This is a genomic window from Bacillus sp. N6 (assembly GCF_052805735.1).
Genome location: NZ_CM127843.1, coordinates 2707833 through 2729228, shown reverse-complemented (window position 1 = coordinate 2729228; position 21396 = coordinate 2707833). Strand labels below are relative to the sequence as shown.

At 33.5% G+C, this 21396-nt stretch carries 26 protein-coding genes and 1 pseudogene; 21 read left to right on the top strand and 6 right to left on the bottom strand.

Annotated features, from left to right (window positions below):
- Positions 1-16: 16 nt before the first annotated feature.
- The 5 genes from ACUXVC_RS13995 to ACUXVC_RS13975 all read left to right on the top strand — a co-directional run bounded on the left by ACUXVC_RS13995 (position 17) and on the right by ACUXVC_RS13975 (position 2590).
- Positions 17-517: an HIT family protein gene (locus tag ACUXVC_RS13995; protein ID WP_178389855.1), complete on the top strand. Its 501-nt coding sequence runs from the start codon at positions 17-19 to the stop codon at positions 515-517.
- The gene (locus ACUXVC_RS13990; protein WP_015055144.1) at positions 495-1325 is read left to right on the top strand and encodes a PP2C family serine/threonine-protein phosphatase; all 831 of its coding nucleotides are present in this window, start codon (positions 495-497) and stop codon (positions 1323-1325) included. Before ACUXVC_RS13995 ends, ACUXVC_RS13990 begins: the two co-directional genes overlap by 23 nt.
- A gap of 68 nt (positions 1326-1393) precedes the next feature.
- Complete coding sequence (locus tag ACUXVC_RS13985; protein ID WP_003274417.1) at positions 1394-1717, top strand: DUF4181 domain-containing protein; 324 nt, start codon at positions 1394-1396, stop codon at positions 1715-1717.
- A gap of 4 nt (positions 1718-1721) precedes the next feature.
- Positions 1722-2183 (top strand): NUDIX domain-containing protein, encoded by a 462-nt coding sequence (locus tag ACUXVC_RS13980; RefSeq protein ID WP_095690737.1) that lies wholly within the window; start codon positions 1722-1724, stop codon positions 2181-2183.
- Between the two features lie 23 nt (positions 2184-2206).
- Complete coding sequence (locus ACUXVC_RS13975; RefSeq protein WP_095690738.1) at positions 2207-2590, top strand: DUF4181 domain-containing protein; 384 nt, start codon at positions 2207-2209, stop codon at positions 2588-2590.
- Between the two features lie 76 nt (positions 2591-2666).
- Here the strand turns inward: ACUXVC_RS13975 and ACUXVC_RS13970 are convergent, their stop codons facing one another.
- Positions 2667-3176: a GrpB family protein gene (locus ACUXVC_RS13970; RefSeq protein WP_000901177.1), complete on the bottom strand. Its 510-nt coding sequence runs from the start codon at positions 3174-3176 to the stop codon at positions 2667-2669.
- 40 nt (positions 3177-3216) lie between these two features.
- A complete protein-coding gene (locus ACUXVC_RS13965; protein ID WP_001034792.1) occupies positions 3217-4062 on the bottom strand; it encodes an oxidoreductase in 846 nt (281 codons plus the stop codon).
- A gap of 165 nt (positions 4063-4227) precedes the next feature.
- Between ACUXVC_RS13965 and ACUXVC_RS13960 the strand changes: the two genes are divergently transcribed.
- The 6 genes from ACUXVC_RS13960 to lpdA are packed head-to-tail and all read left to right on the top strand — an operon-like array spanning position 4228 to position 9549.
- Positions 4228-4707: a DinB family protein gene (locus ACUXVC_RS13960; RefSeq protein WP_000233778.1), complete on the top strand. Its 480-nt coding sequence runs from the start codon at positions 4228-4230 to the stop codon at positions 4705-4707.
- A complete protein-coding gene (locus ACUXVC_RS13955; RefSeq protein ID WP_446025712.1) occupies positions 4700-4846 on the top strand; it encodes a hypothetical protein in 147 nt (48 codons plus the stop codon). The genes ACUXVC_RS13960 and ACUXVC_RS13955 overlap by 8 nt, the downstream gene beginning before the upstream one ends.
- Positions 4847-4876: 30 nt before the next feature.
- The gene (gene acoA, locus ACUXVC_RS13950; RefSeq protein ID WP_000921277.1) at positions 4877-5875 is read left to right on the top strand and encodes an acetoin:2,6-dichlorophenolindophenol oxidoreductase subunit alpha; all 999 of its coding nucleotides are present in this window, start codon (positions 4877-4879) and stop codon (positions 5873-5875) included.
- Positions 5876-5892: 17 nt separating this feature from the next.
- Positions 5893-6927, top strand: a complete 1035-nt coding sequence (gene acoB / locus ACUXVC_RS13945) for an acetoin:2,6-dichlorophenolindophenol oxidoreductase subunit beta (RefSeq protein ID WP_446025711.1) — start codon at positions 5893-5895, stop codon at positions 6925-6927.
- A 27-nt stretch (positions 6928-6954) separates the two neighbouring features.
- On the top strand, positions 6955-8154 hold the full coding sequence (locus ACUXVC_RS13940; RefSeq protein ID WP_446025710.1) for a dihydrolipoamide acetyltransferase family protein: 1200 nt from the start codon (positions 6955-6957) through the stop codon (positions 8152-8154).
- A 15-nt stretch (positions 8155-8169) separates the two neighbouring features.
- The gene (gene lpdA, locus ACUXVC_RS13935; RefSeq protein ID WP_446025709.1) at positions 8170-9549 is read left to right on the top strand and encodes a dihydrolipoyl dehydrogenase; all 1380 of its coding nucleotides are present in this window, start codon (positions 8170-8172) and stop codon (positions 9547-9549) included.
- Positions 9550-9626: 77 nt separating this feature from the next.
- Here the strand turns inward: lpdA and ACUXVC_RS13930 are convergent, their stop codons facing one another.
- Positions 9627-10223, bottom strand: coding sequence for a hypothetical protein (locus tag ACUXVC_RS13930; protein ID WP_446025708.1), 597 nt, complete (start codon positions 10221-10223; stop codon positions 9627-9629).
- A gap of 220 nt (positions 10224-10443) precedes the next feature.
- Between ACUXVC_RS13930 and ACUXVC_RS13925 the strand changes: the two genes are divergently transcribed.
- The 3 genes and pseudogenes from ACUXVC_RS13925 to ACUXVC_RS13915 all read left to right on the top strand — a co-directional run bounded on the left by ACUXVC_RS13925 (position 10444) and on the right by ACUXVC_RS13915 (position 12250).
- A complete protein-coding gene (locus ACUXVC_RS13925) occupies positions 10444-11067 on the top strand; it encodes a DUF4085 domain-containing protein (protein WP_141241044.1) in 624 nt (207 codons plus the stop codon).
- 85 nt (positions 11068-11152) lie between these two features.
- Positions 11153-11554: an Rrf2 family transcriptional regulator gene (locus tag ACUXVC_RS13920; RefSeq protein WP_000877649.1), complete on the top strand. Its 402-nt coding sequence runs from the start codon at positions 11153-11155 to the stop codon at positions 11552-11554.
- Positions 11555-11643: 89 nt separating this feature from the next.
- Positions 11644-12250, top strand: a pseudogene (locus tag ACUXVC_RS13915) (class I SAM-dependent methyltransferase).
- A 61-nt stretch (positions 12251-12311) separates the two neighbouring features.
- Here the strand turns inward: ACUXVC_RS13915 and ACUXVC_RS13910 are convergent.
- The gene (locus tag ACUXVC_RS13910; protein ID WP_053564253.1) at positions 12312-12809 is read right to left on the bottom strand and encodes a hypothetical protein; all 498 of its coding nucleotides are present in this window, start codon (positions 12807-12809) and stop codon (positions 12312-12314) included.
- Between the two features lie 250 nt (positions 12810-13059).
- Here ACUXVC_RS13910 and ACUXVC_RS13905 point away from each other — a divergent pair, with 250 nt between their 5' ends.
- From ACUXVC_RS13905 to ACUXVC_RS13880, 6 genes are all read left to right on the top strand, one after another.
- On the top strand, positions 13060-13845 hold the full coding sequence (locus tag ACUXVC_RS13905) for a DeoR/GlpR family DNA-binding transcription regulator (RefSeq protein ID WP_144465243.1): 786 nt from the start codon (positions 13060-13062) through the stop codon (positions 13843-13845).
- Positions 13842-14438 carry a GNAT family N-acetyltransferase gene (locus tag ACUXVC_RS13900; protein ID WP_000635671.1) on the top strand — a complete coding sequence of 199 codons (597 nt, stop codon included), beginning with the start codon at positions 13842-13844 and terminating at the stop codon, positions 14436-14438. Before ACUXVC_RS13905 ends, ACUXVC_RS13900 begins: the two co-directional genes overlap by 4 nt.
- Entirely contained in the window at positions 14411-14749 is a 339-nt protein-coding gene (locus ACUXVC_RS13895; protein ID WP_000499992.1) for an NIPSNAP family protein, read from the top strand. Before ACUXVC_RS13900 ends, ACUXVC_RS13895 begins: the two co-directional genes overlap by 28 nt.
- 313 nt (positions 14750-15062) lie before the next feature.
- Entirely contained in the window at positions 15063-16913 is a 1851-nt protein-coding gene (locus ACUXVC_RS13890) for a sigma-54-dependent Fis family transcriptional regulator (protein WP_098679153.1), read from the top strand.
- Positions 16914-17027: 114 nt separating this feature from the next.
- The gene (locus ACUXVC_RS13885; RefSeq protein WP_000873830.1) at positions 17028-17285 is read left to right on the top strand and encodes a DUF3977 family protein; all 258 of its coding nucleotides are present in this window, start codon (positions 17028-17030) and stop codon (positions 17283-17285) included.
- A 718-nt stretch (positions 17286-18003) separates the two neighbouring features.
- A complete protein-coding gene (locus tag ACUXVC_RS13880; protein WP_098126255.1) occupies positions 18004-19101 on the top strand; it encodes an L-dopachrome tautomerase-related protein in 1098 nt (365 codons plus the stop codon).
- Between the two features lie 302 nt (positions 19102-19403).
- Here the strand turns inward: ACUXVC_RS13880 and ACUXVC_RS13875 are convergent, their stop codons facing one another.
- Positions 19404-20192 carry an arylamine N-acetyltransferase gene (locus ACUXVC_RS13875; protein WP_095690746.1) on the bottom strand — a complete coding sequence of 263 codons (789 nt, stop codon included), beginning with the start codon at positions 20190-20192 and terminating at the stop codon, positions 19404-19406.
- A 96-nt stretch (positions 20193-20288) separates the two neighbouring features.
- On the opposite strand from ACUXVC_RS13875, the gene ACUXVC_RS13870 reads away from it, so the two are divergent.
- Positions 20289-20726 (top strand): NUDIX hydrolase, encoded by a 438-nt coding sequence (locus ACUXVC_RS13870; RefSeq protein WP_075718747.1) that lies wholly within the window; start codon positions 20289-20291, stop codon positions 20724-20726.
- A gap of 35 nt (positions 20727-20761) precedes the next feature.
- Here the strand turns inward: ACUXVC_RS13870 and ACUXVC_RS13865 are convergent, their stop codons facing one another.
- The gene (locus ACUXVC_RS13865; RefSeq protein WP_095690747.1) at positions 20762-21373 is read right to left on the bottom strand and encodes a TetR/AcrR family transcriptional regulator; all 612 of its coding nucleotides are present in this window, start codon (positions 21371-21373) and stop codon (positions 20762-20764) included.
- Positions 21374-21396: the final 23 nt, after the last annotated feature.

The window sequence follows — 21396 nt, the reverse complement described above, 5'->3', positions numbered from 1 at the left end:
TTTTGTGATATTATATATGAAAAGGAAGGTGATAGATATGTCAACAAACAATCAAATAGAACAAAACTGTTTCATTTGCAAAAAACATAAAGGAAATATTATAGTTCCAGGTGGAGCTATTTACGAAGATGAACTCGTTTACGTTGGACATGTCCACTGGGATAGTGAAGAAACATACCTAGGTTATGTAATGATAGATATAAAAAGACATGTACCTGGACTTGCTGAACTAACAGATGAAGAAGCGAAAGCGTTCGGACTTATAACAAGTAGAGTAAGTAAAGCGCTAAAAGAAAGCGAAGGTGCAGAGCATATTTACACTTTTGTTTCAGGAAATGGTGTACCACATATGCATATGCACATTATTCCACGTTATCCCAATACACCAAAAGAATTTTGGTCACCAACCGAAGTAGCGAAATGGACTGGTGCACCATATGGTGATGAAGAGAAAATAAAAAAACTATGCGAAAGAATACGTAAGTATATGGTAAATGAGTATGCATACAACAAATAATACACAATATTCATGGGTTGGAAATATAGAAATGTGTTTAGGAGAAATTTCAGTTAAGCAATATGGTGATATTGTACTTGGTAAATATGGCGGGAATATAAGTGCTGGAGCGAAAAAGAATGAAGATGGTGCATTAGTTTGGTCAAATGGTGAATGGGAATTTGCAGCTATATTAGATGGACATAATAGTGCAGAAAGTGTTGATTTAGTAGTAAATACAATCGAAAAAGAATATGAAAATATAAGCGTAATTTTGAATGAACCAATTGATACAGTATTTCAGTCTGTTGAAAATCATATACTTACAATTTTTCAGTCATCTTCATTTAAGGAAAAGTGCAAAAGAATACAAGGTGAAACAGCTTGCTTACTATGTGTAAGAAAAGAAAATTATATATGGTGGCTTTCTATTGGTGATTGTTTAGTTTATGTATTTCACGAAGAGTTACATAAGTTAGGACAATATGCATTAAATCAACGTCATTTTTACGAATGGATTGGAAATGTAAACACATTTGATTTACCTGTTCCTTGTTATTCATCAGGTATTCGTGAATTACGTACTGGAAAGAACCGAATTGTAATGGTTACAGATGGAATATTAGAGTGCGGGGAACGACACTATGAAACACCATTAAATCTGTATAATGATATGAATAGAAATATAATAGAGCTTGAAGAAAGTGTTCATCATGTATTAGAGCACGTTCATCATCAATTCGGACGGGATAGTGCAACAATTATTAGTTGGGACGTTGAAAACAAAGAGAATGCTACGTATCCGAGTGATCAGCCGGATAAAAGGTAAAGGAGGAGACATCACTGTTTTTAGTTAAAGTAATTTTATTAGTATTATGGATCATATTTGTAGTTATTTTGGAAAAAGTAGTGAGAAAAAAATTAAATATACCGAAACAAACTGCCTGGAATAGTAAATATGTAAACAACTTTCATAAATGGGGCACTAGGGCTCTTATTATTTCTTATATAATTGTTACGATGATATGTGCTACTTTAAATCCCGTTTATATTAGTAATTTACCCATTTTATTTTTAATAACTTTATACTGCTTTCAATCATTTATGGAGTGGAAATTTAATAAAGAATCGAGGGAATATGTCATTTCTTTAGGGACAGTTCCATTATTAATAATAACAGGAATTATGTTTAATCTCTTCTTTTATAGTTATTGGATTTAATCATATGTGGAATGAACGGAGTGACAAAATGAAAATACCTAAATTACGTGCTGAAGTAATGATTGTAAACGACGAACATTCAAAAGTACTAGTACAATGTGATGAGAATGAATCATTTTATCGTTTTCCAGGTGGCTCTATTGAATTTGGTGAAACGTCAAAAGAAGCAATAATTCGAGAGTTAATAGAAGAATACGATTTGAAAGTTGATGTTCAAGAGTTAGCAATTGTAAATGAACATATTTTTGAGTGGGGCAACGAAAATGGTCATCATTGTACATTGATACATTGGGGGACTGTTGAAAAAATCATTACAAATGAAATAAGGCATAAAGAGCATGAGGATATTATATTAATTTGGAAAAGTCTAGAGGAATTACAGGAGAAGCCGACATATCCTGAAGGCATCATTAGTTATTTAGAAGGGGATAACCGTAATATAGTCCAATTTATTTCAAGTAATTAAATGAAATAATAGGAGGGGTGAAAATGGGAGCTTCTACTTTTTGGATTATAACTATTGTTTTTTGTATAGCTGTCTACTTTCTCGATAAGTTTTTAAGAAAAAAATTGAATATGCCCAAGGGTGGTTTTTGGGGATATAAGAAACATGTAAATAGTTTACATAAAAAATTGGGAATAGGACTACTTTTTATTTATTTAATAACTAGCTTTATATTTATCTTTAAATTTGAAAGTGTTAATATCGCTTATGTCATTTTTTCTTATTTAGGTGGGACGTTAATCTTAAGAGCATTGATGGAATGGAAGTATGATAAAGAATCGAAAGAATATATATTTTCGGTAATTGGGGTATTCACGTTTATTTTTATGACTTCGATACTATTTTACTTCTTTCCACCTGCTGTATAATAAAAATTTGATAGTGCAAATAATGAAATAACTAATAAGCAAGAAACCATTTACTACTAAATGGTTTCTTGTTTATTTAAGCATTTATTTTAGTTAATATAGATGTAATGAAATTAGTTTTATCTTCTGCATACTTATGTTTATCAGTAGGATTAGCTTGTGAAAGTTGAATCTTTAACTGTTCATACTGCATGCGTGCAGTTTTATTGTCTATTAAGTAATCACGAAATTGTAATTGTTCTATTAAATATGTATTCCCTTGTTCATACATATGAATTTGATGAGTTCTTGGTTCACCTTTATTAAAATAGTATCTTTCGGGTAATACTTCTTTTCTATATTTATAGTTTAGTAGTTCTAACTTTTTAATACAATGTATACCGTCCGTATAATTTTCTAATTCAATTGCTATATCAATAATTGGCTTTGCACTTAAATATGGAATAGAAGTACTACCAATATGGTGTATCGCTAAAATATGTTCGCCAATTTGTTCCTCAATGATTTGTTTCTCTTTCATAAACTCAATTTCCCATTCTTCAGTCCACGGCACTAAAAACACTTCCCCATACGGTAAACCTAACATTTAATTAGCACCTCTTTCAAAATAGTTTTCAAAAAGTTTATTACATCTTCTTAAAGCTTCTCAAAACAAGGTATTCCCACAATCTCCAAGGAAGAATCTTCTTCGTAAAGATCATAAATTTTACACCTTTTCCAATAGGATATCGTAAAGTAGTACGCTTTTTTTCAGCAATTTCAACGATTTTATTAGCAACATCTATCGGATTACCAAATGTATCACTACCGCTATTAATATGTTTTTGTATTTTATCCATATATTCTTTGTAAGGAGATGTTGTATCAGATTGGTTTTCAGCTAGTTGTTTACCAACCTCCCATATATTTGTGTTGTAAGAACCAGGTTCAATTAAAGCGACATCTATTCCGAAAGGTTTTAATTCTAAGCGAAGCGATTCACTCCAGCCTTCTAATGCATATTTTGAAGATACATAAGGAGATAAACCAGGAAATCCAACTTGGCCGCTAATGCTGCTTATATTAATGATTTTTCCGCTTCTTTGTTCTCTCATATATGGTAAAACAAGCTGAGTGATTGATATAGCTCCAAAAAGGTTCGTTTCAAATTGCTTTCGATATTCGTCTACTGGGATTTCTTCTACAAAGCCCCCATTTGCATATCCTGCATTATTTATAAGGAGATCTATTCTATTAATTTCTTTTAAAAACAATTGGAAATTATGTATAGAATTTTGATCTGTTACATCTAATTGTTGAACTTTTATATTGTGCTGTAAGTTAAGTTGAGTAACTTGGGATAGTAAGGTTCCTTGTTTTTCAAGGTTTCGCATTGTAGCGATAACTAAATAATCTTTTTTTGCGAGTTCGAGTGTAGTTAATAGTCCAAATCCACTTGAGGCTCCAGTAATTATTGCGATTTTTTTATTCATTTTTCGCCAGCTTTCTTTTTCTTTTATCATAACGAGTTATGATAAGAAAATCTATTATTCTTACATTCAGTATGAAATGAATTTGTATGTAAAAAAGGAGATTATAGGGAATCAGCGTATATAGAGTAGTGTATATTAATATGATAATGAAATGAGGGAAGAAAAATGGTCCATGTAAAAGCTGTATTAGCAGATCAGCTATTAGCGAATGCAAATGATCCCAGTTGGTATATGCCATTTTCAGATGCAGTTAAGGATTTATCTGAGAGGGAAGCTTTCTGGAAACCGAATGAAGAGAGTAATAGTATAGCTGAAATCGTACAACATTTACTGTATTGGAACTCTACGTGGCAAACTAGGTATAAAGAATCAAATGTGAATGCAGTACCCGCTATAGGAGATAATAACAAAAGTTTTATGCTCTCAGATAATCAAACTTTCGATGAATTACGGGAAAAACTACTAGAAAAACTGTTACAATGGCAAAATCTCATAAATGAAGAAAAGGTTGAAAGTGATGTAGTGGGATTTCCTGTTTCTGCAAAGTGGTGGGAAGTGCTAGCGAATGTAACAACTCATAATGCATATCATATTGGTCAAATTATTTACATCCGAAAATTACAGAAGAGCTTTGATAATGAATAAAGTAACAATTCTCTTATTAAGGGAACAAAAGTGGACAAAACGAGACAAACGTCTCATTTTGTCCACTTTTTTATTGTTTAAAGATAGAGAAAACCTATTAAAACAAGGATTCGAAATTGGCGCAATACTTGCAATATAAAAGACGAACAAGAAAATAGGAGGGCTGGACATGTTAAAAACAACTGAAAGTAAAGGGAATGAAATTACGAAAGAACAAGCTCGTTGGATGTACGAAAAAATGTTAGAAATTCGTAAGTTTGAAGATAAGGTGCATGAATTGTTCGCGCAAGGCGTTTTGCCAGGTTTCGTTCATTTATACGCAGGTGAAGAAGCGGTAGCAGTTGGTGTATGTGCCCACTTAACGGATAGTGACAGTATTACAAGTACACATAGAGGTCATGGACATTGTATCGCAAAAGGTTGTGATTTAAATGGTATGATGGCTGAACTTTTCGGGAAAGCGACAGGATTATGTAAAGGAAAAGGCGGTTCCATGCATATTGCCGATTTAGATAAAGGAATGCTAGGTGCGAATGGCATTGTAGGCGGCGGTTTCCCACTTGCTTGCGGTTCAGCATTAACAGCTAAATATAAAGGAACAAAAGATGTAAGTGTTTGCTTCTTCGGTGACGGAGCAAATAATGAAGGGACATTTCATGAAGGGGTTAATTTAGCGGCGATTTGGAAGTTACCAGTTATTTTTATCGCAGAAAATAACGGTTACGGTGAAGCAACTACATTTGAATATGCTTCAAGTTGTGATTCTATTGCTGATCGTGCAAAAGCTTATAATATTCCAGGTGTTCAAGTAGATGGAAAAGATCTTCTAGCTGTATATAAAGCTGCTGCAGAAGCAGTGGAACGTGCACGTAATGGTGATGGTCCAACAATTATTGAATGTATGACATATCGTAATTATGGTCATTTCGAAGGTGAAGCACAAACATATAAAACATCAGAAGAAAAAGAAGAACATTTAAACGAAAGAGATGCAATTGTGAATTTCCGTAAGCATTTAATTCATGAAGGTTTATTAACGGAATCTGAACTTGTTGATATGGAAAAAGCAGTAGATGATGCAGTACAAAGATCCATTGAATTTAGTGAAAATAGTCCATACCCAGACGATGAAGAATTATTAAAAGATGTATACGTTTCTTACAAATAAGAGGAGGGTGAAAAATTATGACTAGAACAGTAAGTATGTCAACTGCAATTAATGAAGCAATGAAAATCTCAATGCGTCGTGATGAAAATGTAATTTTAATAGGTGAAGACGTTGCAGGCGGTGCACAAGTTGATCACCTGCAAGATGATGAAGCTTGGGGCGGTGTGCTTGGTGTTACGAAAGGACTTGTACAAGAGTTTGGCCGAAATCGTATATTGGATACACCAATTTCTGAAGCGTGTTATATGGGAGCTGCGATGGCCGCTGCTGCAACTGGGTTACGTCCGATAGCTGAGTTAATGTTTAATGATTTTATCGGTAGTTGTCTTGACCAAGTATTAAACCAAGGTGCGAAATTCCGTTATATGTTTGGAGGTAAAGCAAAAGTACCCGTTACAGTACGTACGATGCATGGCGCTGGTTTTAGTGCAGCAGCTCAACATTCACAAAGTTTGTACGCATTATTTACGAGCATACCAGGTATTAAAGTTGTTGTTCCTTCCACACCGTATGATGCAAAAGGCTTATTATTAGCGGCAATTGAAGATGATGATCCAGTAATCTTCTTTGAGGATAAAACACTTTACAATATGAAAGGTGAAGTGCCAGAAGGATACTATACAATTCCATTAGGAAAAGCAGATATTAAACGGGAAGGTTCTGATGTAACAATTGTCGCAATCGGAAAGCAAGTTCATACAGCGCTTGCAGCTGCAAAGCAATTATCGAAAAAGGGGCTTGAAGTAGAAGTAATTGATCCACGATCTTTATCACCACTTGATGAAGATACTATTTTATCATCTGTTGAAAAAACAAATCGTCTTATCGTCATTGACGAAGCGAATCCTAGATGTAGTATTGCAACAGATATTGCGGCAATTGTAGCGGATAAAGGTTTTGATTTGTTAGATGCACCTATTAAACGAATTACAGCACCACATACACCTGTTCCGTTCTCACCACCACTTGAAAAGTTGTATTTGCCAACACCAGAAAAAGTAATTGAAACTGTATCAGAAATGATCGGAGACCAATCTTTATTACATGTGTAATAAAACGATGAGAAGGGAGAGAGAGACATGGCTGTAGAAGTTGTAATGCCGAAGTTAGGTATGGCGATGAAAGAAGGTATTATTACGAGCTGGAATATTAAAGCAGGCGATAATGTAGCAAAAGGAGAACTAATTGCTAGTATTAATTCAGAAAAAATTGAAACGGAAATTGAAGCGCCAGCTGATGGTACGGTACTTGATATAGCTGTAAGTGAAGATGAAGGAGTGCCGCCTGGTACTGTAATTTGCTACATCGGTAAACCGAATGAAAAGGTAGAAATGCAGGAAAGCACACATGTTGTAGAAGAAAAAACATCTAATATAGAAGTACAAAATGTACAAAATCAAGAAGCAAATGGGAAAGAAGTATCGAAGCAAAGAATTAAAATTTCACCTGTAGCCAAGAAAATTGCAAAGTCTGAAAATCTGGATATCAAGGCATTAGTTGGTACAGGTCCTGGAGGAAGGATTACAAAGGCAGATGTATTAAAAGTACTTGAGGTAAGAGTAAACGTTCCGGAAATATCTGAACGAGAAAAAAGTAAAGCGATTCCTGTTACTGGTATGCGTAAAGCAATCGCAAATCGTATGCACGCAAGCTTACAAAATAGCGCACAATTAACGTTAACGATGAAAGTAGATGTAACAGATTTAGTTGCTTTACATAAAGAAATAGCGGAAGTTGTACAAAAAAGATATGATAATAAATTAACTATTACGGATTTCGTCTCGCATGCTGTTGTATTAGCACTTGGAGAGCATAAAGAAATGAACAGCGCTTATATAGATGATGCAATTCATCAATTTGAACATGTGCATTTAGGCATGGCAGTCGCATTAGAAAAAGGGTTAGTCGTTCCAGCTATTCGCTTTGCAAATAATTTATCTTTAGTAGAGTTGTCTAAAGAGATTAAGAATGTGGCACAAAAGGCACGAGCAGGTAGCTTAAGTAGTGATGATATGCACGGAACGACATTTACAATTAGTAATTTAGGTAGCTTTGGTATTGAATATTTCACACCGGTATTAAATACACCTGAAACTGGTATTTTAGGTGTAGGTGCAATTGAACATGTTCCTGTATTTAAAGGGAAAAAATTAAGAAAAGGAAGTATGTTACCTTTAAGTTTGACATTCGATCATCGTGTATTAGACGGTGCACCAGCAGCTGCATTTTTACGCACAATTAAACATTATTTAGAAGAACCTATAACAATTCTTTTATAAAGAGAAGGTGAGAGAATGAGTAAATTAGTTGTTATTGGGGGCGGACCTGCTGGCTATGTAGCAGCAATTACCGCGGCTCAAAAGGGCAAAGATGTCACTCTTATTGATGAAGCTGACCTTGGCGGAACATGTTTAAATGTTGGGTGTATGCCGACGAAATCACTGTTAGAAAGTGCTGAAGTACATGACATTGTGAGAAAAGCGAATGATTATGGGGTTACGCTTAATACGGGAAGTATATCAATTGATTGGGATCAAATACAGGGGAGGAAATCACAAATCGTAATGCAACTCGTCCAAGGAATACAATATTTAATGAAGAAAAATAAAATTAAAGTTGTAAAAGGAAAAGCGAAATTCGAAACGGATCATCGTATGCGAGTTGTACAAGGAAATAAAGAAGAAGTAGTTGATGGAGAGAGCTTTATTATCGCAGCTGGTTCCGAACCTACAGAATTACCATTCGCTCCGTTTGATGGAAAATGGATTTTAAATAGTAGCCATGCCATGTCTCTTGAGAGTGTACCATCTTCATTGTTAATCGTTGGTGGTGGTGTAATAGGATGCGAGTTTGCAAGCATTTATAGTAGACTTGGCACAAAAGTATCGATAGTTGAAATGGCACCGCAATTAATACCTGGTGAAGATGAAGATATCGCGAATACTTTAAGAGAGAAATTAGAAAAAGATGGGGTGAAAATTTTTACGGGAGCAGTTTTAAAAGGTTTAAATAACTATAAGAAGCAAGCTTCATTTGAATACGAGGGAATTACTCATGAAGTAACTCCAGAATTTGTTCTTGTTTCTGTAGGAAGAAAACCACGAGTGCAACAATTAGGATTAGAAAAGGCAGGGGTTCAGTTTTCAAATAAAGGGATTGCTGTGAATGAACATATGCAAACGAACGTATCGCATATTTACGCAGCTGGTGATGTGATCGGTGGAATTCAGCTTGCTCATGTTGCCTTCCATGAAGGAACGACAGCAGCATTACACGCAAGCGGAGAAGACGTGAAAGTAAATTATCACGCTGTGCCCCGTTGTATATACACAGCTCCAGAAATAGCTAGTGTCGGGTTAAGTGAAAAAGGTGCAAGAGTACAATATGGTGATATTCTCATCGGAGAATTTCCTTTTACAGCGAACGGAAAAGCTCTTATTTTAGGAGAACAAGTAGGTAAAGTAAAAGTCATTGTAGAACCTAAATACCAAGAAATTGTAGGGATTTCTATTATCGGTCCTCATGCAACTGAACTTATTGGTCAAGGAACCATAATGATTCATACAGAAGTTACCGCTGATATAATGAGAGATTATATTGCAGCACACCCTACTTTATCAGAAGCAATTCATGAAGCGTTAATGCAAGCGGTAGGACATGCTGTACATGCTTAAATGGAAATATAATAAACCACTATTCTCTAAACAAATAAGAGAATAGTGGTTTGATTTTTTATTAATAGAATATCTTATTATTTTTTAATTTCAATCGCTGAAGTAATATCGTTCCAATCAGGAGCTAAATTAGCAGTTTTACCATACCAATCAGCGTGTTTAAATATAACACCTTTTCCATATCCTTGTGTTGAAGTGTGCTCCCAAAGTGTCGTTGAATAACTTGCAGAAGGTGAGGCTGTACTTACAGAAGAAATTCTGTCATTCCAGCTAGATGGTAAGTTTTTAAAGCCGCTGCTCCAGTAAATATATTGACCACCTTTATCTTTATGTTCGTAAAAATCAGTACTACCAGCACCGCTACCTAAAGGATTAATATTATTTTTAATTGCTTTTTTATCCTTTGCAATATACGCATCCAATGTTTCACGGTTAGTAAAACCATAAGCTAGCCAATCTCCATTTTCATTTTGCTCTGGTAATACCATAGTAATTTGGATATCTTTCTTATCCTGATCACTTAATTTTGCAAATGAATTAACATTTTGTTCATCCACTTTTAAATAATCAAATGACTTAATTGTGTTACTTTTTTCCTCAGCACTTACTGCACCTAGTCCTCCAGTTAATGCAAAACCTGCTACTAATGTCCCTGCTACTAATTTCTTCAACATATAACCATCCCTTTTTGTTTGAATTTTTGTACAGGTGAATCTTGTACAGCTAAAATGTATTCTAATTTTATATTTTTGTAAATATTCTGAAGTTTTAGAAATAATAGGCGGAATATTTACATTTTTACATTATTTCTTTAGAAAAAATGGTTATTGGAATGATATAATAAGTGGATGTATTGCTTTTACTGGATGTAAAGATATTTTAGGAGAGGTGTCATTGAAATATTTTACAAGAGAATGGTATAAAAAAATGCAAGTTTTAGAATTTATAAGTTTTATAGAGTCTATAAAAGAATGGTCGGAAATGGATATACAAAGTTTAAAGGAAGAAATAGAGGAAAGGAAAATAGATTTATTAAAATTCCTTCCTGAATCGATATACTTAATTATACAAAACATAACAATTAATTCAGAATACCCATCAGGTGAACTGAAAAAACTTATGCAAGAGTGGACAACAGATTATGAGAAAAGAATGGCACAATTAGATCAATCATACGTAGAATATTTTAATTCCATTGAGAAAAAACTTCCGTCAAATGTCGCTCAGTTACACAAGACATCACTACACGATAGTGTAATTAAAGTAATAAAGAGAGAATCAGAAGATACTTTGTCTATCGTATTAGATTGCAGTGGTACTTTTAGTGAATTTGATAAACTTGAAGTAACCTTTATAGGAGTAACAAAGTGTTCTATGCCGGAAAACTTTGAAAATGCTTGGTGGTTATATCATGAAATAGCTCTTACTGAAGATGGTTTTGAACTTGGCGTTTTATTTGACTCTCCGTTTAGAGAAGTGACGATTTGCGCAGCAGATGTATTACTTGTGAAGAAATAATGTTGTATGGAGTATTACAAACGTTTGACATAATAAAAAAATAAAGTTATTGTAGATACATGAAGTCTACAATAGGAGCTGTACTATGAAATATTCTAAAGCTACAAATTATGCTCTTCATACAATGCTTTTTCTGGCAAAGGCCACACCAAATAAGTTAGTTAGTGTTCACCAATTAGCAGAAATGCAAAATGTTTCACCAACGTACTTGTCTAAAATACTAACTAAGTTGACGAAGGAAGGGATGATACACTCATCATCTGGTCCAAAGGGCGGTTACTCGCTTAGTAAGAATTGGGAAGATATTTCATTTTTAGATATTATACATGCAATTGAAGGCAAAACATCATTGTTTGACTGTTGTTTACATGACAAACCTGGATGTTTAATTAATGAGGCAATGCTCGCAGCAGAAGAGAAAATGGAAGAAGAGTTAAGAAATCAAAAAATCGTAGATCTTGCGAAAAAAATAAAAGTGGATTTTTAATCTGCTTTTATTTTTAAATTAATTAAGGATAAAAAGGCTCTTTAATATCTTTGATTGTAGTTAGAAAATGATATGAAGAAGGAGAGAAGATGATGAATAATTTTTGGAATGATCGATATAAATCAGATGAATATTTTTACGGGGAAGAACCTAATACATTTATTAAAGAACAAGCATTTCGTTTAGCAAATCACAATAAAGTAATAGCATTTGCGGAGGGAGAAGGTAGAAATGCTGTATTTCTAGCAAGACAAGGGAACGAAGTAACAGCTATTGATTATTCGGAAGATGGATTAGAAAAGACAAAAAAATTGGCAGAGAAGCATAACGTAAACGTGCATACAAAAAAAGTAGATTTATTAGCTGATAGTTTGCCAGAAAATGAATATGATGCGGCAATTATGGTATTTGGACATTTTCATGATGATTATAAAAAAATGATATTAGATAAAATGATACAAACGATAAAACCTGGTGGATTAATTATGTTTGAAGTTTACTCAAAAAAAACAAATAAACAATTGTACTGGTGGACCAAAAGATGTTGATATGCTGTATGATCCAATTGATATCCTTACTTGGTGTGAAGAACATAAGGTAATTCATTTCTTTAATGGAGAACAAGAGCGAGTTGAAGGGAAAGGGCACACTGGTTTAGCTGATGTTATTCAAGTTGTTATTAGAAAATTAATATAAGTGTTAATGAAAGTGTTAAATGTATGAATGTAAAAAGACCAGTCGTATAAGACTGGTCTTTCTATTTAGATACTAAATTATCAAGCTTCCAATATGTATTTGTTAACGGCGCAGCTTTGCTATCTATGTATAAATACATATTATTTAAATCTTTTGGTGAAGTTTTCAGTTCAAATACAACGTCAGTAGTTAAAGAGAATTCGTGTGGAACATTTTTATAGTGCTCGTCATCTATCGGATGAGCTTCACCTTCATATTTCTCACCAGTTTTTTCATCTTGTATGAAATATTTTATTTCCGAAAGATCAATAGTTTGTCCATCGTCTCGAACATTATTAATCATAACACGAGTAGTAAGGCGCCGCTCTTTGTCTATTTTTTCAAACTTTGCATTCTCAACTGTCGCTCTATAGTATTCATTTTTAACTATTTCTCCATAGTGCATTGCATTCTTTTCGAGAGCGCTCTTTTCTTGTTTTGATGTAGTATTGCTATTACATCCTGTTAATATTCCAGTAAATAATAATGCTGTACATGTCGTTTTGATTAATGATTTCATAGTAATCCCTTTCTGTATTAAAAAGTAAAACATAGGAATAATTTTACATCAATAGGAAGGTAAATGGAAGTATTTTTGCGTAATATACAGATATACATTTATTTGGTTGTCAAGTTAACAGGATAGAAAGAGGGAGAAGACTGTATAAAACGGAATAAATAAGAATTGAAAATATTGTAAAACGGAAGAGGCATGCATATAATTAAAATAAAGTTTAAGTTTCTGAACCTTCAATAACGGTGGTGATAACATGTTTACTGAAGAACGTCGAGAGAAAATTTTAGAACTACTCAATACAGATGGAAGAGTAATAGCAAAGGATCTTGCGGAAAGATTTGATATGTCTATTGATTCTATAAGAAGAGATTTGTCTATTATGGAAAAGGATGGTTTATTAAAAAGAACGCACGGAGGTGCAATTGAACTTACGCGAGTGAGAAACTTAGCTGCGGAACCAACTAAACGTTATAGTGATAGCTCAATATATGAGGACACAATTGCAAGAGTTGCAGCATCTTATATACAAGAAGGTGATTCAATTTTTATTGGTGGGGCTCCCGTTCATAATGCGATGCTGAAATATTTACCGGAAGTATCATTTACGGTTATTACGAATTCTATAGAAATAGCTGGCTATCTACGAGAATATAAGAATATTGATACGTATTTAATTGGCGGAAAAGTAAAACCTTCAGGGAATATTACTGATACACTTGCCTCTGAATTGATAAGTAGATTTTCTATTGATCTGTATTTCTCTACGGGTGGAGGTATTTCATTACAAGGTATTAGTACCGCAACACCTGAAGTTGCTTATTTTAGTAAAAGAGTAAGTGAAATTGCTAGAAGAAATATTTGTTTAGTTCCGCATAATAAACTTGGAATAGATTGTTTTATAAGAGGAGAGTCTCTAAAAAAAATTGACATTATTATAACTGACGAAGAGGCTAGTAAAGAAACTGTTCAGGACTTTGAGAAACAAGGTAAACAAGTTGTAATAGCGCCATTATATTCATTTGAAAGGAGTTTGACATGATTGTAAAAGAGCAAGAGTTTCATATAAATGGATTAACTTATACAATTCGTTCTGCAGCTGAGAAAGATGCTGACCAGTTATCGAAAATTAGAGTTCAGATTGATGGAGAAACTGAAAATATGGATAGAGATGCTGGAGAGGGATTTATAGATAATCTAGGATTTCAAAAAATAATAAAAACAGATAGTGAAGAGACGAAGAATCTCTTTTTAGTTGCAGAAGTGCACAATCGAATCGTTGGATTTTCAAGGTGTGAAGGATCAAATTTTAAGAGATTATCTCATAAAGTGGAGTTTGGCGTTTGCATTTTAAAAGAGTTTTGGGGATATAAAATGGGTAAGAGCCTATTACAACAATCTATTAAATGGGCTGACGAAAATGCAGTAAATAAAATATCTTTACAAGTATTAGAGACAAACGAGAAAGCTATTCATCTGTATAAAAAATTAGGTTTTGAAGTAGAAGGCATTTTGAAAAATGACAAAAGACTATCGGATGGAAAGTATTATAATACGGTATTGATGGGAAGATTTACTAATACTTTTCATGAAAGAGGTGAAGAAGTATGTTTTACAGAAGGAAGTACTATGTAGTGAAAAATGAATTCATAGAAGTATTTAATGATCATTTCAATAATACGAACTTACCTAATCAATTAAAGCATGGTTCTAGGCTAATAGGACGCTGGATGAAAGATAATAAGAATGGTACGTCTGAAGTATTTGCCATATGGGAATATGATAGTTATGAACAGTATAATGAAATAGAATCGAAAATTAGAAGTGACGAGAGGCATATTAAAGGAATACATGAATGGTATGAAAACCATGGCGGGAAAGAATATGTTTTACAGGAGTACATAGTAGAGATGAAAAATGAAGAGTTAGTATGTACTGTAAAGTAACAGAGGGGTGAGGGATAATAGAAATTAAAACAAAATTATATTTTAGTTTAGCATCCGCTATTTTATTTGCAATAGCCGTGATTGTTTTCTTTATAAATGGTAATCCACAAAAGTGGTTTTGGTTATGTATTTTGTTTGCGTCCATTATACAAAATATAGTGCTACTAAAAAAGAATAAAGAAGTGCATTAGGATATTCAAATTATTAACATATTTGTGTCGTATTGCTAGTTGTATTGAAAACGCTTTTATTCAGTTTTATAATAAAAGTATGTTTTATAAATCTCCAAAACAATTAAAAGGGAGATGATACAATGTTAGCTTCACCGTTTTACTTACATGCATGGAAAAAGTTTGTTAATGAAGGTGTTCTTGATTCAAATCGCATAAATCAAAGAATTTCAGAATCGTGGCATCGATGTAAACAGGCTAATGTTAATCCTCACATGAATAAAGGTCAGAAAGTTTTGTCTTCTAATATTTTTCGAGAACAAAAGAAAAAGAGTGAAATTTTCCTTGATATAGCATTACCCCAAATACAAAATTTGAGAAAAACCATTGATGAACTACAAATGATGGCATTATTAATCGATCCAGATGGTTATGTTCTATCCTTAAGTGGAAATAAACAAACGTTAAAGCGAGCGAAACATATTAATTTTATTGAAGGTGTAAAATGGACGGAAGCAGCTGTGGGGACAAACGCAATAGGAACAGCGCTAGAAATTGAAGAAGCTATTATGATAAGTGGTACTGAACATTACTCCGTGGCATCTCATAGCTGGAGTTGTGCGGCTGCTCCCATTCATAACGATGACGGGAAATTAATTGGTATTCTAGATTTCTCCTGTCCAATTGAATTTTCACATCCATATATGCTCGGTATGGTAACTTCAATTGCACATGCGATTGAACGTGAATGTAGCATAAGAGTTCATCAAAATGAATTACACTTAATCCATCGTTTTTTAGATGTCATTGATAGTGATGAACAAGTAGTTATTTGTAATCATCGTGATGTTATCGTTTCTGCGAGTAAGAGCGTTCGGGAACGAGTAACTAATTGGTCAAGAATGAAACTTGAAGATTTAGTGCACCATGGATTGGAAACTAAATTAGAGATACCGGTATATAGTAATGAAAGAATGATCGGGAAATGTATGTATTTAAAGGAAAACAAACAAATGAATACATATTCTGCTTTCACATTTATAAAAGGAATTACTTTTCCAGGAGTTACCGGGACAAGCAAAGCATTTCAACACACACTAGAAGAAATTAAGCTTGTTTCACCGACTGATGCTAGTGTGTATGTATGTGGTGAGACAGGAGTAGGAAAGGAATATGTCGCGAGAGCGATTCATGAAAATAGTCCAAGAAAAGACGGGCCCTTTATAGCTGTTAATTGTGGTTCTTTGCCTAAAGAATTAATGGAAAGTGAATTGTTCGGTTATGCTGAAGGTGCGTTTACAGGTGCGCGACGTCAAGGGTATAAAGGGAAATTTGAACAAGCGAATGGAGGAACATTATTTTTAGATGAAATTGGTGAAGTACCACCAGAGATGCAAGTAGCCTTATTGCGTGTTTTACAAGAACGCACAATAACTCCAATAGGAAGTTCAAAAGAGGTACCAGTAAATATTCGTATTATTACTGCCACACATAAAGATTTACTAAGGTTAGTAGAAGAAGGGAAATTCCGTCAAGATTTATATTATCGTTTACATGTTTATCCACTATATGTTCCATCGTTAATAGAAAGAAAAGAGGATATTCCATATTTTATACAACACTTTTGCGAACGGAAGAATTGGAATGTTGTATTTCCGAAGAGTATTTGTAATCAATTTTTACAACATACATGGCCCGGAAATATTCGAGAACTAGTAAATGCATTAGAACGCATTTACATTTTGTCGCAAGGACGGGAAATATGCGAAAAACAAGTCGCTTTTTTGATACAAACAATGATGGGAAATCAACAACAACTTGAGTTACAAGTTGAAAATAAAACCGAACATACATTGAATTTTCGCGAAAAAATACAGCGTGATAGCATGATTGAAGCATTACAAAAGACAAACGGAAATGTTTCATTAGCTGCAAAACTATTAGATGTACCCCGTAGTACATTTTATAAACGAATGCAAAAATATAAGTTATAAAGTAGATTTTTGTAATCTACTTTTTCTTTGTGGGCTCATGTTCTGTCGGAATGTGCGCTTACCGGGGAAATAATAGAATTGTTAGAAAGGAAATTTCCTAATGGGGGTTAGTGTGTGAAGTATATTGAAATTGGCTTCGGAAATAGGTGGTTCGTTCGAACAGAAACTGAAAATAAAGATGGAACTGAATTTGAAGAACGAGGAATTATAAAACCTATTTATTTTGAGTCTTTATATGTACGAGTGTGGTTTCGGAAAACGTGTTTAATTTTTGATACGAAAGAAAGGTTTAAAAAGGTTAAGAAGAGGAGGATTGAATATAAATTTATAGTTGGAATTGTAAGTAGACTGGATAAAGAAGAAGTGGGCTAACATGCGTAGTTATATTGGACAGGAAATTCTTTTGACTTATATCAAATTCATAAAAAGCAATTTTACTAAATATAAATTGTTAATACAACCACTAAAAATTATTATCAAGACCTAAAAGCTAAAAATCTTTTAAAAATAAAGGTGAGCGCATATTAGTCATGTATAATATGTACTCACCTTTATTTTCTTGTTCAAAGCACCCGTTAGTCACTCATGGAACATGGAATAAAGTGTGGTATTGATTTAAAATAAAGTTTGATAATTTATAAAAAAGATTGATAAAACCCTGTATTAATATAAGGTTTTTTTTTGCCCCTTAAATTTCAGTTGTATTGTTCAATTAAAGGGCCAGATTGTTGAGGAAACAGGAATAATAAGAATACTCAAAAGATTGTTTGTGAAGTGTTACACTTAAACTAACGGGCAGTTTAGCTTAAGTACATTTTTTCACAAATTTAAAGGGGGAAATTTCCCCATTTTTTATACCAGCTTAACGTTGATTCGGGAATATTGAACTTCGCTACCTGCTAATTGAATTCTACTTCATCTGGAGACCTTTAAATTAAAATGTTTCCTTTCTTCTGACAGACTTATTAAATTTCGAAAACAATCAATTCAATCATCTTTTCGTATAGAAAAACTTATTAAGAAACATGCACTAGAAAAAATATAAATCATATATAGGAGATATCCCGTTTGAATGCTTGAGGAGGATATTATGAAACCTATGTTACCTAGTGAAAAATATTTCGGTAATTTAGAACTAGTTTATGCATTTTATGGGGCTATGCCTACAGGTGTTACTGTTTCAGAAACCGGTCGTATTTTCATTTGCTTTCCGAAATGGGGAGACGATGTTAAATTTACTGTGGCGGAAATTTTTGAGGATAAATTGCAGCCTTATCCTAATTTACAAACCAATTTGGTTAACCCCGAGAATATCCCAATGACTTTCATCAGTGTCCAAAGTGTAGTTGCTGATGGAAGGGGAACGCTTTGGATATTAGATACAGCGGCACCAAATTTTTCTGAACCTATTAAAGGGGGGGCAAAATTAGTCGCTGTTGATTTAGAAACCAATACAATAAGAAAAGTATATACCTTTACAGAAGATGTTGTCCTGCCTACAACTTATCTGAATGATGTCCGTTTTGATTTTCGTGTTGGAAAAGCAGGTTATGCCTATATAACGGATTCTTCTTCAAGAGGACCAGGAGCTATTATCGTCGTAGATTTATCAAATGGAAACGCGTTTAGACGGTTAAATGGAGCAAATTCAACTTCACCCGATCCCTATTTTTTACCGAAAGTAGAAGGTCAAATTTTAATGAATCGAAACAAAGACGGTTCAACTTCTCCATTTAGATTGGCGTCTGATAGTCTTGCGATTTCTCCTGATGGAAAGATATTATTTTTTGCTCCACTAACCAGTCGGCATTTGTTCTCGATCTCAACAGAAGCCCTGAGAGACAGAACGATATCGGACATGAATTTACCTTATCATGTGGAGTATTGGGGAGAAAAAGGTGCGTCTGATGGAATGATCACTGATGCAAAAGGAACTGTTTATGCTGGAGATTATGAAAATAACAGTATCCGTAAGATATTTCCAAATGGCATAATGGAAACTATTGCACATGATCCGAGAATTTTGTGGCCGGATACTTTTTCAATTGGTCCGGATCAATATTTGTATGTCATTGTGAACCAATTACATCGACAGCCTAGATTTCATTATGGAAAAGACTTACGACAGAAACCTTATAGTTTACTTCGTATCAAAATTGATGAATTTCCTGCTCCGACCTTTTCATAATAAAAATAGTCAATTAATTGTTTTCATTGATAGAAAATGATCAAACTTTTTTATAAAACCAAAACATAAACCTGCTGGATAAGAATCCATTTTGATCAATCTTTTTCAAAATGGATTCTTTTTATTTACCATAGAATACGGGTTAACACGATATTTTTAATCAAACTTTATTTTAAAATTACGAAGAAACTCATGAATGTTTTAAAAAATATGGTGAAGTAGTAATACCCGAACTTATGAGTGAAATTAATGAAAAGTTAAAATGGGGTGTTGTTAGTTATGTAGATCATAAGGAGTATGCTTTATGGCCACATTCTATTTGAAGATTTTTCATTGAAAATCTCAATAGCTCTTTCACATATTTCTTGATTAATACAAAATCTTTCTGTTATCCAATAATTAAGTTCAGAAGATGTAAGGCTTTGTTCTATTTTCTTACCTTGGAAATATCGTTTTAAAACATTATCATTAATAGAAGTTGGAATACCATCGATATAACCGAAAATCTGAATTTTCTTTAATACAGGAGATGTATGCCAATCGTTAGACTTTTTAATGAGTTCTTTCATACTTGATAAATGTATTGGATCTGTATGTAAGATTTTTGCTGGACCTGGATTTCTAGCAATTTTAATCCTATTATTTGAGACTTCATAAGTGAAAGTTTCTCTTACATTACTTACTTGAAATGATTCATAAAGTGGGTAAGCTTGGAATAAAGGTGCACAATAACCAACATCAACATAATAAGGTTGGTCTAAGTTAACCCGTAAGCATAAATGTCCGGGATCCATATACATATAATGAACATTAAAACCAAGATTTGATAATAACCAATGGAATCCAATTGAGTGCGTCCAACAAGTACCCCCGAGACCTTTTGTTGTAATACGGTTTATGTATGTCTCAATGGAAGGAAAATAATTACCTGTTTCATTACCCTTTTCCCAGTCAATTATTTTAGTAAGGGTTTCCCATTTTATTTTTTCTTGATGAGCTTTAATAAGCTCATTTAAAAACTTTAAGCTAGTAGGCTGTTTTGTCGTACCTAAAAATGATAGAAAGCTATTTACTAGTTGTACTTGGGTCATTTTCTTATCCTTTCTATATAGAAATTGCTATTGGTATTATTATACAATAGGTGTCAGAAAATACAGTTGTTTATTATTGGAGTGGGAGAGAATTATATGTCGATGTCGCTATATTATAAAAAAATCCGTGAGCAATTAGGCCGTGAACTAATTCTAATACCGAGTGTAGCTGCTGTTATTAAAAATGAGCAAGGGAAAATCTTATTTCAATATCCTGGTGGAGAATACTGGAGTTTGCCAGCTGGAGCAATTGAGCCTGGAGAAACTCCAGAAGAAGCGGTAGTTCGTGAAGTGTGGGAAGAAACGGGTTTGAAAGTGCAAGTAAAAAAACAAAAAGGGGTATTTGGAGGGGAAAGGTTCCGTCATATATATCCGAATGGCGATCAAGTAGAATATATTGTTGTTGTGTTTGAATGTGAAATTACTAGTGGAAAACTGAAATCGATAGATGGTGAATCTTTAAAACTACAATATTTCTCATTTTCTGAAAAGCCTACTTTAGCGCTACCATACCCAGATAATATATTTTTATAGATGTAAAATAACACACCTTACTTATTGAAGGTGTGTTATTTATATAACCCGGTCGTATACATCTCCGTTAACGTATACACAATTTCCTCTAAGTTAATCTTTTTATCATTTTGCGTAATAGTCCAAAGAAACGATTCATTCATCGCGAACCAACCGCGTGCTACAATCTCTTTATTTAAATTAGGTTGTGCTAATCCACTTTCTTGAGAGTAAGTAATATCTTGTTTAATACTTGTTATAAAACGTTCCCGAATCTCATCCCATTTTTGCCGTATTTCTCTTGATAATCCTATCGCTTCCTCTACAACTTGCAAAATAGCGCGTTCTTCATCTGCTAATTGCAGGAATGCTCTAACTTGATTTTGGATCATTATACGTGCTTCCTCTTTTGTTTGTGGAGAAAAAGAGCGCTCAGCAATATTATAAAATTGATTCATAACATCTTCCATTAAACTAATTAGGAGATCATCTTTGTTTTTGAAGTATACATATGCTGTTCCATAACCAGTTTCTGCATGTTTAATAATTTGTGTAATTGTCGTTTTTTGAAATCCATTATTTATAAAAATAGTGTAACCAGAGTGTAATAGTTTCTTCTTCGTTTCTAAGGAGCGGTGTTTTCTTGATGAAAGAGAAGAGTTTTTCAAAGAACCACCTCTTTATACTGAAA